Source organism: Flavobacterium sp. 2 (assembly GCF_049949195.1).
GTDB lineage: Bacteria > Bacteroidota > Bacteroidia > Flavobacteriales > Flavobacteriaceae > Flavobacterium.
In genome coordinates this window covers 4,881,872-4,893,320 of sequence record NZ_CP188206.1, presented here as the reverse complement: position 1 = coordinate 4,893,320, position 11,449 = coordinate 4,881,872, and the positions used below count along the sequence as shown (strand labels likewise).

Below are 11,449 nucleotides of genomic sequence, written 5' to 3'. Positions count from 1 at the left end.
GGATTATGCTCATTTCATTAGAATTGATGTTTTAATTTGATAGTGAATTATTTGTCTAAAGTTTTAAGAGGTATCGAAGTATCTGAGATTGTTTTGTCTTTGTTGTCTTTTACCAAAACATGAATCTCACTTAAACCCTGAACACCATTTAATTCTGAAACTAAATTGACAAATCCTTTTATTTCAGCTGTACCTCCTGTAAACTCACCAGATATTGTTTTGCTTCCTGCCGTGATGGTGTAAATAAGTTTGTTTACACCCACTTCATTATTTTTTCTTGACATTCCAAGAAAATCTTTTTGACTGATAACCGATGGGAAAAAACTGAAACTTGGCGGCGGTGGCGGAATAAATTCTCCTGCATAAATAATTTGGTCGCCAGAATTAGTCGTCCAGTCTTTTGCTACCATTAGGAAAGTAATATTCTCCATAACAAAACCTGCTGGCGGATTGTAATATTGCTGCGGAATCAAATCCATTCTGTAAAAACCATTTCCTAAATCTTTCAATTTTGTCTTTTCAGATACTTCTGGAATCCACGCTTGGTATTCTTGCAAAACAGCCCAATTGTTTAATCCAGAGTGAAAATGTACACTAGGAACACCTGCAAAACCATCTTTTAAATTCGAATTGAATAAAATACTCACTGGTTTATCAATCAAAGGTTTTGTTGGATACGATCTGATCAATTCATTTGCCGTATAGAAAGAAGAAAAATCAGTATAAGGCATATTGGCTACATCACTTTGTTTTGATCCGTTTTTGTTTTTCAAACGAAACCAAAATCCGGCGCTTGCTGCAATTTCATCAGGCGTTTTAGAGAAATAAAGCGTTGGAGTCAAAGTAAAACTCCAAATTTTATTTCCTTCATATTTTAGCTTAGCAAAATCTGAAGAGTTTTCCCAATGTCCGGCATCTGGTTCTGATGGCGACCAAATCCAAATATAAACATCTTCAGTCTCTGCAAAAGTGGTTCCTGAAAGATCAAAGTACCAAATCACTTTTTCATCATACTTGTAAACTACAGGAAATGATGACATACTGCCTACAGCTCCAGCGGCATCTTGTGCCTGCGTAAAATTAGGAGCCATCAAAAGGGCAAGTAAAATTGTATATATAAATTTTTTCATATTACTTTTTAATTAATAGCATTTAATTTAAACACATAAGACACAAACGGAGAACCTCCAGAAGAATGAATTAATTGGAATTCCATTTCTTCATTGCTTCCCGGAACTGATGATAATTTAAGCTCATCTGTTTTTAGCGTTTTCTGAGCATCACTGTACAAATAGATTTTTGTTACACCCAAATTAGTTGGCTGGAAGTCTGAACTTAATGCCCAGTAGCCTTTTGGAGCGAATAATGGAGGAACATTTCCTGTTACTTCATAACTTGTTGGCTGGTTCTTTTCATCTACGTTGAATTTAATTTTAAAATCTTCGTAATTAAAGTACGTACTCAAGTTTTCTTCGTTTGGTTCGACTTTGTTTGCTTTCGCAACTTCGTCAACCATTTTCAAATTTGTCAATCCCCAATTGCCTTGTACTTTCTCGTAAAGGGTAATCGGATCAACTGAGCTTCCATCGTCGGTGTTATCACAGCCAGTGGCCATTAAACCCATAACAACAGCTAACCAATAAATACTTTTACATCTCATAAATTTTGTGGTTTGTTTGTTAGTTTTTCTGCCTTATAAAAGACAGAACGAAACTAGATGTTAAATAAATCTAAAAAAAAATGTCTGAGAAAAATCAAGATATAATCGAAAGATTTTTAAACATAAATATCTAACAATCAATATTTTACATTATTTTTATATTTCAAAAAATCAAGATGGTGTTTAGATGAAAATAAGCTCCTTTTTAATGGTAAATATGACAATATGAAAATTAAAAGCGATATTTTTTTCACTATGCATATATATAATTGGTTTTTATTGTATAATTGCAAATAATTAGACTACTTTTAACATTAATGTCTTATTTTTGAATGCTTAACCACATTTTAAAGCTCTGTCACAAAGAAGTTTTAAAAAACTGAAAGTTGTTTAATAAGCCCGCTCAAGCTTATCCCGAATTAAAAAACGAATTAACTCGAACAAACCAAAAAAAGATTTTTTTACCCTAAACCAACACAAAACCATGCAGAGAATTTTCATTCTATGTTTTTTTATTGCAGGTTTTTCTCTAACTGCGAAAGAGACAAATCCTGTTTTAGAAGAATTAGATAAAGTGCTTCTTAAAAAAGATGTTTACTTAAAACAGAAATATCGAAAAATTGAAGCTTTAAAAAGAAATGTATCAAAATTTACAGTAAGTCAGAACAATGAACAGCTTTACAATACTTATATGTCATTGTTTGATGAATATAAATCGTTTAAATATGATTCGGCTTATTATTATTTAGAAGAAGCAAAAATCAAAGCGATTGTTTTAAAAGACCCTAAATTTTTGGCCAAAAGCCGAATTAAGGAGGGTTTTGTACTTCTTTCATCCGGATTATTCAAAGAAGCAATTGATACTTTGAATGTCGTTGACGACCAAAAACTCGATTCAAGAAACAAATTCGAATACTACAATATTAAAGCCCGTGCATATTACGATTTAGCCGATTACAATAAAGATCAGCGTTTTAATATTCATTATGTCCAGCAAGGAAATCATTTCCTGAAAAAAGCTTTGGAATTAATTGGAACTAATACCAACGAATATTGGGCCGCCGAAAGCTTAAAAAGACTAAAACAACAAGATTGGCGCGGTGCCGAATTTGCTTTCAGTTATTGGATCAACAATTATAACCTTCCACCAGATTATTATGGCATTGCGACTTCAAGTCTTGGTTATATTTATTCCGAAAGAGGTTATACTAAAAAAGCGATTCAATATCTGGCGCTTGCTGCAATCGCCGATGTCAAAAATGCTACAAAAGAAACAGTTGCGCTCCGAAATCTTGCCAATGAACTTTTTAAAATGGGTTATTTGGACAAAGCCAATGAATACATCAATATTGCAATGGACGATGCAACTTTCTACAATGCCAGACATCGCAAAATTGAAATTTCATCGATTTTACCAATTATCGAAAAAGCGCAATTGAATAATGTAAAAGAGAAAAATGACAAACTGGAACGAATCATTATTCTACTGACGATATTGACTTTTATTATTGTTTTGTTTTCGATTATTATCTTCAAACAATTAAAAGAAAGAAATAAAGCCCGAAAAATAATGGCTTCGTCTTATGCGCAGCTTCAGGAAATGAACATTAGTTTAAGCGAGGCAAATGCTATTAAAGAAGAATATATTACGTATTTTATCAAAGCAACTTCGGCTTTCATTAATAAGATTGATCACATTCAAAAAAGTACGCTTCATAAAATCATTACCAAAAAAACCGATGAAGTTATTGCGAGTTTAAAACGCTATAATGTCAAAGAAGAACGCGAAAATCTGTTTCATCAATTCGATGAAATCTTCCTTAAACTGTTTCCGACTTTTGTGACTGATTTTAATCATTTATTTCCAAATGACCACAAATGCATTGTCAAAAAAGGTGAACTTTTAAATACTGAATTGAGGATTTTTGCTTTATACCGATTAGGAATTCAGGACAGCAATCAAATGGCAGAATTCCTGGAACTTTCTGTAGCTACCATTTATACGTACAAAACCAGAATTAAAAGTAAATCTGACTTTAAAGATACTTTTGAAGAGAAAATTATGGCGATTAAGACGATTTAAGTAGTTAAGGTTCTAAGATGCTAAGGTTCTGAGGTACTAAGTTTTTTTTATCCGCAATCTTGTCATTCCGAGGAACGAGGAATCTCCGCGAGAAGCTCTACAAAGATTGGACTCTCGTTGCGGAGTTACTTGCGGAGATTCCTCGTTCCTCGGAATGACAAACTAAATCTAAATAAATAGTTTTCTATTCCACAGTTTCTAACTGCAAAATCATATTTTGATAATATCTGCTGAGCGAAAACAATTGCTCTGCAAAAATCATTATCGCAAGCGGAATAAAGAAGAATACTGTCAAATTCTCTTCATACAAAAAGAAAGTTGTAATCATGAAAATTCGGGCGTATTCCAGATAATAAATCCATTTTCGCTGTTCCAACAACGCACCACAATTAATTAAGGTGATGATGATAACCGACAAAACAAAAACTTTATCGAGCGTAGTTAGTAAATCAAAATAATAAGTAAAAGCAGTTAAAATTAAAGTACAGATTCCGAGTTGAATATAAAGGTAATTTCGAAATCTCAAACGCTGATGCGGATTGCTTTTATCCTGCAGAAAACGCTTTTCTAATATCGGGCGAATGTCCTGATCCATATGTGCGGGACTTCCAAAAACAGCTTTCCATCTTGCTTTAAATCCACTTGAGCGTTTCCATAATTCATAAATTTCAAAATAATAATGAAAATGTTGCCACAGAAAACTATAGCTTTTTAATGGATGTGTCAAACCGTATTTTGGTTTTTCTTCTTCTTCCTGAAAAGTTCCAAAAAGACGATCCCAAAAGGTAAACATATCGCCGTAATTTTTATCCAGATATTTTTCGTCTGAAGCGTGATGAACGCCATGAACAGAAGGTGTTACAAAAACATACTCCAGCCATTTTATTCTGCCAATTACCTGCGTATGCGTAAAAAATGAATAGGCTCCGTGAACAATCAGCATAGTAATTACCATTGCCGGGTGAAAACCTATAAAAGGAAGTACACACCAAAAACCAGTTCTCACTATAGCCTGAAAAGTAGTGATTCTGGCTGCAGCCGTAAAATTAAATTCTTCACTGTGATGATGAACAATATGCGCGGCCCAGAAAAAGTTGACTTCGTGTCCCAATCGATGGTACCAATACCAAACAAAATCAGTCGCGAGAATAAGTGCAAACCAAACAAATACATTGCTCGGAATATCAAAAAGTCTGTAATTATTATAAATAAAATAATACAGCTGATAAAAACTAGCTGCAATAAATAAATTAATTAAACGCTCTGCAATACCAATACTAATATTTGAAACTGAACTTTCGTAGTTAAAAATTTCGGGCCTTTTTTTGTGTTGTGCCAGCTTATATTCTAAAAACAAAAACAGAAAAAAAGCAGGCATTGCGAAAGCAAGAAAATTAATGTGTTCCATTTTTTTAATTTCTTTTTATTCTTATAAAACTAAAATACAATTCGTTATAAAACTAAAGATAAAGATCTCTTCAAAAGTCATCTCATTTTTTACTTTTCAAAATGATATCAACTATCAAAAATGATCTTTATCTTTTAGAACCAATTTCTAATTTTGTTTGAATTTTGGAGCTTCCAAAGCTACTTCTTTAACAGATTGCGTATCAGCAACTTTTTGCAAAGCAAGAATGTAAGCCGCAATTCTTGGTGTAACATTATACTTTAATGCCGTTCTGAAAACCGTTTCAAAACCTTTTTCTAAAATATCTTCAAGGCGTGTATTGATTTGGTGAATTCTCCAGGATTCTAAAAGCGAATTCTGAAGCCATTCAAAATAAGAAACCGTAACGCCTCCAGCATTTGCCAAAATATCTGGAACAACCAAAACGTTGTTTTCATGCAAAATTTTATCAGCATCAGATGAAACGGGTCCGTTTGCGCCTTCCACAATAATTTTGGCACGAATAGCTGCCGCATTTTTCTGCGTAATTACATCTTCTTTTGCTGCCGGAATCAAAACATCAACATCTAAAAGCAATAATTCTTCGTGTTTAATTGCAACCGAATTTGGATATCCTTTTATGCTTTTGTTATTTAGATTATAATACAAAATCAATTCCGGAATATTGATTCCGTCAGGATTATAAAATGCTTCTGAAACATCACTCACCGCAACTATTTTTAATCCTTTTTCGAATAAAAATAAAGCCGAATGCAGTCCAACATTTCCAAAACCCTGAATTGCAACTGTTGATCTTGCCGGTCTTAATTTTAATTTTTGAAGCGCCAATAAAGTTATAATGCTAACGCCTCTTCCTGTTGCTTCTACTCTTCCTAAAGAACCGCCCGAATGCAAATGTTTTCCCGTAACCACAGCATGAATTGTTTTGCCGTGTACTATTGAAAATTCATCCATCAACCAGCCCATTTCGTCTGGTCCTGTTCCCATATCCGGCGCCGGAACATCTTTTTCAGGGCCAAAAATATCCGCTAAGGCTTTTGTATAAGCTCTTGTAATTCTCTCTAATTCGGTTTTAGAAAGTGTTCTTGGATCACAAATAATACCGCCTTTTGCTCCTCCAAAAGGAATTCCCGTCACGGCCGATTTCCAAGTCATCCATGCCGCTAAGGCTTTCACTTCGTCAAGATTTACGGCGGTATCATATCGAATTCCTCCTTTTGAAGGACCTAATGCCGTATTGTGAATGACGCGATATCCTTCAAAATTTTGCTGTTTTCCATTGTCTAGAGTAATAGAAAAATTCACTACAATTTGTTTTTCAGGACGTTGCAGTTTCAGCCTTATTGATTCTTCCAGATTAAGAATATCGGCTGCTATATTAAAACGATCAATCATCGATTGAAACGGATTCTGTTTTATAATTTCTGAACTCATCTTTTTAAGTTTTAAAATTTTAGTTATTGATTTGGGGCATCATATTATAAACTCATGAAATAAAATCGGCAGTAACTGCAAGTGCAACATGGAATTTTCATCAAGCAGCAATGCATCATACTATTTGTATTTCTATTTGATCTCATATATATGGTTATTAATAGTTCTAAAAAAAGCCTTTCATTGGTGCATGAAAGGCTAAAAAAAAAAAATAACTAACAAGTACTTTCTCTATTAACGCCATTTCATCGCATCGTTTGACATGCAGCACATCGTCAAGCTGCACATAACCGGGATGATATTTAGACTATAGTTTTTCATTGTTGAGACAAATTTATAAATATATTTTATAAATTCTATCGAATTAGTAGAGTTAATTTTAAAAACTTTTAAAATAAATTCAAAATCAACTGTAAACTAAGGCTTTACAACCTTAAAAAAAATCAGCTTATTTGCGAAAAAACAATAAAAATTATGGCTATTAAGGCTAAAAAGATTCCAATGAAGTTTATTTTGGATAATTTTTCTTTGAAAAAAAGCAAGCCGACAAGACTTCCCAGAACAATCACGCCCATATTCATTCCTGCAAAAACTGTTGATGGATTTTCTGCGAAAGCTTTATGCGCTTTTAAATAAAATAATATATTCCCGAAATTAAACATCCCGACCAAAGCTCCAAAAAGAATATTTTTTGATTGAAGTTTTTCCTTTTTCAGCACCACATCATATATCACAATCAATAAGGATACTGCCAATGCAATATCAAAAACCATAAATAATGACGTTGTATATGGCAAAGCCGTGTAAAGTGCTATTTGTTTAAAAAGGATATCGATTATTCCAAAACCCAGAAACACTACAGCTGGATAAATCCACTTATTTTCGTTGTTTCCAGATTGCTTTTTTAAGATGAATAAAAGCGCCACAAACCCAATTATCAATCCTATTACTTTATAGGAATTAAATTCTTCTTTAAAGATAAGCCAAGCTGCAATTATTGGAATAAAAAGTGATAATCGTTGTGCAGCATCTGTTTTTACGATTCCCATATGTTTTATAGAGGAAAACAAAAACAGAAAAACTATTGGAAGCAAAACACCAACTGCAATATAAATGTTCCAAGGTGCATCTGTATGAACTTCAGTAATATTTGGATTAAAAGTAAAATAGCAAAGTGTTAATGCCATCACATAATTGAAAGTAATGATTTGAATTGCATTTGCATTGTATTTACGGGTGATTTTGAAGATAATACCAACTGTTACACTGCATAAAATGCTTAAAATAAGAAATAACATAGAATTAATTTTTGAAACAAAAATAGTGTTTATCTGTTTTATACTTTCAAAAAAAAAACATATTAATCGCTTTTTAGCCAGCCTGTAATGCTCATTCGGGTATTTTGAGTAACTAACACTTCATGAACCAATTCATTACTTTTAAAGAAAACCGTTTTGCCCTGAACTGGCGAAATTTTCTGCTGACTTTTGTTTTGGTGAACCATTAATTCTCCGCCATCACTTTCTTTCCAATTACTATTCAGATAGCTGATCATTGAATATTTACGACTCGAATTATTTTTGAATTGATCGAGATGTTTTAAATAAAAATCGCCTTTTTCGTATAAAGAATAATGGAACTCGTAACCCGTAATTCCTGCAAAACAACTTTCGTTTAAATAGAGTACGAAAGCATCAATTATGTCAAAAAACTCATTTTCGAAAACATTATTATGCTTTTTATCAAGCCAGTAAATTACATCTTTTCTAATGGCTCCATCTAGAGCAAACTTCTCAGAATTCCCTATTCCCGCTGTCAATAGCAGACTTTCATTATTTAAATTGATTAAATTTTGTTTGAGATTATCTGCTAAAGCATCACTCATAAAACGTTCTGATATTCCAATTTTATTCTCTATATAACTTGCTATTAAGTCTTCGAAACTATCATCCATTTCTTTTTTGGGAAAAACTGCAAATACAGCCAACATGGCAAGGTAGACTAATTAAAATTGGTAATCCTGTTTTTAAAAATAATAAACCCGACAGATTTTAAAAACCTGTCGGGTTTAAGGATTACAATTATCAATTAATAATTTATAATTTATAATTGATAATTTACAATTTACTAATATAACTTCCGTACATATCTTTAAACTGATGTCCAGTTGCAAAACGGTCTTTGCTCAATTTTTTATATTCTACCAATGCCCATAAAACAAACTCTTTGACAAAGTATTGGTCTTTTTTGTCCAGTTCAGGCTGATATTTTTTAAGCAGAATATCTAACGGTGTCACTTCGTCTAAAATTGCTTTATATTCTGCATCTGAAGCGTCGTCTAATAATTCAAAACCACTTTCTGCAAAAAACCATTCTATTAAATCAGAATAAGGTGTTTTTTCGCCGGGTTTTTCTAGTTTTTCAATTTTAGGGAAATATTCAGGAAATAAAGTTCGGATAGCGGAACCAATTAAATACTGCGCGACAACAGCCGCTCCCTCCTGCTCTCCTTCGTAAACCAATTCAACTTTTCCAGTAATGGCGGGAATAATTCCCATAAAATCAGACAAGCGTAAAACCGTTTTATCTGCTCCTGATTTCAATGCACGGCGTTCTGCTGTACTAATTAAATTTTCAAAAGCTGTAATGCTCATTCGGGCACTTACACCGCTTTTGTTATCGATGTATTCGCTTTCGCGCGCTTCAAAACTAATTTGTTCTAAAATATCTTTTGCCAAACCTGGCACATAAACCACTTCACTTTGACTTTCATCTAATTTAGCTTCTTGTTCCGTAATGGTTCTGGCAATCTTAACGGTTTCAGGATAATGTGTCAAAATTTGTGAACCAATTCTATCTTTCAAAGGCGTTACAATACTTCCTCTGTTGGTATAATCTTCTGGATTTGCAGTAAATACAAACTGCATATCAAGAGGCATTCTTAATTTGAATCCGCGAATTTGAATATCACCTTCTTGAAGAATATTAAACAATGCTACTTGAATTCTGGCTTGCAAATCGGGCAATTCGTTAATAACAAAAATACTGCGATTGGCTCTCGGAATCATTCCGAAATGAATCACGCGATCATCCGCATAAGATAACTTTAAATTCGCTGCTTTTATTGGGTCAACATCTCCAATCAAATCGGCAACAGTTACATCAGGTGTTGCTAGTTTTTCGAAGAAACGCTCATTTCTATGCAACCACGAAATTGGAGTTTCATCTCCTTTTTCTTCAATTAAATCTTTTGCAAAACGCGAAATCGGATTTAACGGATCATCATTAATTTCTGAACCAGCCACAAACGGAATATATTCATCTAATAATTCTACCATTTTGCGTGCCAAACGTGTTTTTGCCTGTCCGCGAAGTCCTAGTAAGTTGATATTATGACGAGAAAGAATGGCACGCTCTAATTCGGGAATTACTGTGTTTTCAAAACCGTGAACGCCTTCAAAAACAGGCTTTCCTGATTTTATTTTTTCACGAAGATTATTTCGTAATTCATCCTTAATGCTTGTACTTTTATATCCAGAGGCTTTTAATTGGCCTAATGTCTTTATATTGTTTATTTCCATTTTATTGAAATGTATATTGAATTGTTTTTGTTTATGATTTTGATGAACAAATATGTGTCTCACCGTTTTTACGTAGATGCACTACTGTGCATCTCTACATTTGGCACGTGCCAAAAGAAATCTTAGCCTCTTAGAATCTTAGCAACTTAGAACCTTTATTTAATTCTCTTTTTCCTATTCGTTTCATAATCTTCAAAAATCATTTCACCAAGACCTTTTATCCCAGTGTAAAATGCTTTTCCCTGATTTGCTTCAGTGAAATGATTCACAAATCGCTGCAAATAAGGATCGTTTGCAATCATGAAAGTCGTAATCGGAATGTGTAATTTTCTGGCTTGCTGTGCTTGTGTGTAGCATTTATCAACAATATATTCGTCGAGACCGTTGCTGTTCATATAATAAGAACCATCGCGCTCACGAACACAGCTTGGCTTTCCATCCGTAATCATGAAAATCTGTTTGTTGGTATTTCGTTTTCTACGTAAAATATCCATTGCTAATTGAAGTCCGGCAACCGTATTAGTATGATACGGTCCAACTTGCAAATACGGCAAATCTTTAATTGGAATTGTCCAGGCATCATTTCCAAAAACCAAAATATCAAGTGTGTCTTTTGGATAACGTGTTGTGATTAATTCAGCTAAAGCCATCGCTACTTTTTTGGCCGGAGTGATTCGGTCTTCGCCGTATAAAATCATACTGTGGCTAATGTCTATCATTAAAACCGTGCTCATTTGTGCTTTATACTGCGTTTCCTCAACAACCAAATCATTTTCTGTCAGCATGAAACTTTCTACGCCGTTGTTGATTTGAGCATTTCGAAGACTTTCGGTCAATGAAATTCGCTCTAAACCATCGCCAAAATTAAATTCACGGAATTCTCCCGTATGTTCATCTCCGTTTCCGGCATGTTTTGTTTTATGATTTCCATTTCCAGAACGTTTCAAATTCCCGAAAATTTGATCTAAAGCTTGCTGACGAATTGCTCTTTCTGTTTTGGCTGTTATTCCAAAACCATTTGAACCGTCTTGTTTGACCTCGTCTTTTATGTAACCTTTCTTTTTTAAATCTTCGATAAAATCATCGATTGTGTAGTTCTCGTCGGTCAGTTTATATTCCTTGTCTAGCTCCCGAAGCCAGTTGATTGCTTCATCAAAATCCCCCGAAGTATGGGTGATCAGCTCTTTGAAAATGCCAAAAAGTTTCTCAAACGGAGACTGAAATGGGGCTTCGTACGACTTAAAATAAAAACCTTTTTTAAATTCGTTTTTCATAATTTTAAA

General features: G+C 33.6%; 9 protein-coding genes. 1 reads left to right on the top strand and 8 read right to left on the bottom strand.

The window, feature by feature from the left end; genetic code table 11:
• Window positions 1-47 precede the first annotated feature (47 nt).
• Both ACNFIH_RS21305 and ACNFIH_RS21300 read right to left on the bottom strand, forming a co-directional pair.
• Window positions 48-1,130, bottom strand: coding sequence for a hypothetical protein (locus ACNFIH_RS21305; RefSeq protein ID WP_426484685.1), 1,083 nt, complete (start codon window positions 1,128-1,130; stop codon window positions 48-50).
• A gap of 8 nt (window positions 1,131-1,138) precedes the next feature.
• Window positions 1,139-1,660, bottom strand: a complete 522-nt coding sequence (locus tag ACNFIH_RS21300) for a DUF5004 domain-containing protein (RefSeq protein WP_035650926.1) — start codon at window positions 1,658-1,660, stop codon at window positions 1,139-1,141.
• A 484-nt stretch (window positions 1,661-2,144) separates the two neighbouring features.
• Here ACNFIH_RS21300 and ACNFIH_RS21295 point away from each other — a divergent pair, with 484 nt between their 5' ends.
• A complete protein-coding gene (locus ACNFIH_RS21295; protein ID WP_035650923.1) occupies window positions 2,145-3,743 on the top strand; it encodes a DUF6377 domain-containing protein in 1,599 nt (532 codons plus the stop codon).
• A 184-nt stretch (window positions 3,744-3,927) separates the two neighbouring features.
• Here the strand turns inward: ACNFIH_RS21295 and ACNFIH_RS21290 are convergent, their stop codons facing one another.
• The 6 genes from ACNFIH_RS21290 to ACNFIH_RS21265 all read right to left on the bottom strand — a co-directional run bounded on the left by ACNFIH_RS21290 (window position 3,928) and on the right by ACNFIH_RS21265 (window position 11,440).
• The gene (locus ACNFIH_RS21290) at window positions 3,928-5,151 is read right to left on the bottom strand and encodes a sterol desaturase family protein (protein ID WP_426484684.1); all 1,224 of its coding nucleotides are present in this window, start codon (window positions 5,149-5,151) and stop codon (window positions 3,928-3,930) included.
• A gap of 147 nt (window positions 5,152-5,298) precedes the next feature.
• A complete protein-coding gene (locus ACNFIH_RS21285) occupies window positions 5,299-6,585 on the bottom strand; it encodes a Glu/Leu/Phe/Val family dehydrogenase (protein WP_426484683.1) in 1,287 nt (428 codons plus the stop codon).
• A 443-nt stretch (window positions 6,586-7,028) separates the two neighbouring features.
• Complete coding sequence (locus ACNFIH_RS21280; RefSeq protein ID WP_426484682.1) at window positions 7,029-7,883, bottom strand: EamA family transporter; 855 nt, start codon at window positions 7,881-7,883, stop codon at window positions 7,029-7,031.
• 62 nt (window positions 7,884-7,945) lie between these two features.
• Window positions 7,946-8,539, bottom strand: coding sequence for a 2OG-Fe(II) oxygenase (locus ACNFIH_RS21275; protein ID WP_426484681.1), 594 nt, complete (start codon window positions 8,537-8,539; stop codon window positions 7,946-7,948).
• 163 nt (window positions 8,540-8,702) lie between these two features.
• Entirely contained in the window at window positions 8,703-10,166 is a 1,464-nt protein-coding gene (locus ACNFIH_RS21270) for an AAA family ATPase (protein ID WP_426484680.1), read from the bottom strand.
• A 155-nt stretch (window positions 10,167-10,321) separates the two neighbouring features.
• A complete protein-coding gene (locus ACNFIH_RS21265) occupies window positions 10,322-11,440 on the bottom strand; it encodes a vWA domain-containing protein (RefSeq protein ID WP_035650911.1) in 1,119 nt (372 codons plus the stop codon).
• Window positions 11,441-11,449: the final 9 nt, after the last annotated feature.

Excerpts from the sequence above, each read along its gene's own strand:
- ACNFIH_RS21305 (WP_426484685.1), bottom strand. The coding sequence starts at position 1,130 with ATGAAAAAATTTATATATACAATTTTACTTGCCCTTTTGATGGCTCCT.
- ACNFIH_RS21300 (WP_035650926.1), bottom strand. The coding sequence starts at position 1,660 with ATGAGATGTAAAAGTATTTATTGGTTAGCTGTTGTTATGGGTTTAATG.
- ACNFIH_RS21295 (WP_035650923.1), top strand. The coding sequence starts at position 2,145 with ATGCAGAGAATTTTCATTCTATGTTTTTTTATTGCAGGTTTTTCTCTA.
- ACNFIH_RS21290 (WP_426484684.1), bottom strand. The coding sequence starts at position 5,151 with ATGGAACACATTAATTTTCTTGCTTTCGCAATGCCTGCTTTTTTTCTG.
- ACNFIH_RS21285 (WP_426484683.1), bottom strand. The coding sequence starts at position 6,585 with ATGAGTTCAGAAATTATAAAACAGAATCCGTTTCAATCGATGATTGAT.
- ACNFIH_RS21280 (WP_426484682.1), bottom strand. The coding sequence starts at position 7,883 with ATGTTATTTCTTATTTTAAGCATTTTATGCAGTGTAACAGTTGGTATT.
- ACNFIH_RS21275 (WP_426484681.1), bottom strand. The coding sequence starts at position 8,539 with ATGGATGATAGTTTCGAAGACTTAATAGCAAGTTATATAGAGAATAAA.
- ACNFIH_RS21270 (WP_426484680.1), bottom strand. The coding sequence starts at position 10,166 with ATGGAAATAAACAATATAAAGACATTAGGCCAATTAAAAGCCTCTGGA.
- ACNFIH_RS21265 (WP_035650911.1), bottom strand. The coding sequence starts at position 11,440 with ATGAAAAACGAATTTAAAAAAGGTTTTTATTTTAAGTCGTACGAAGCC.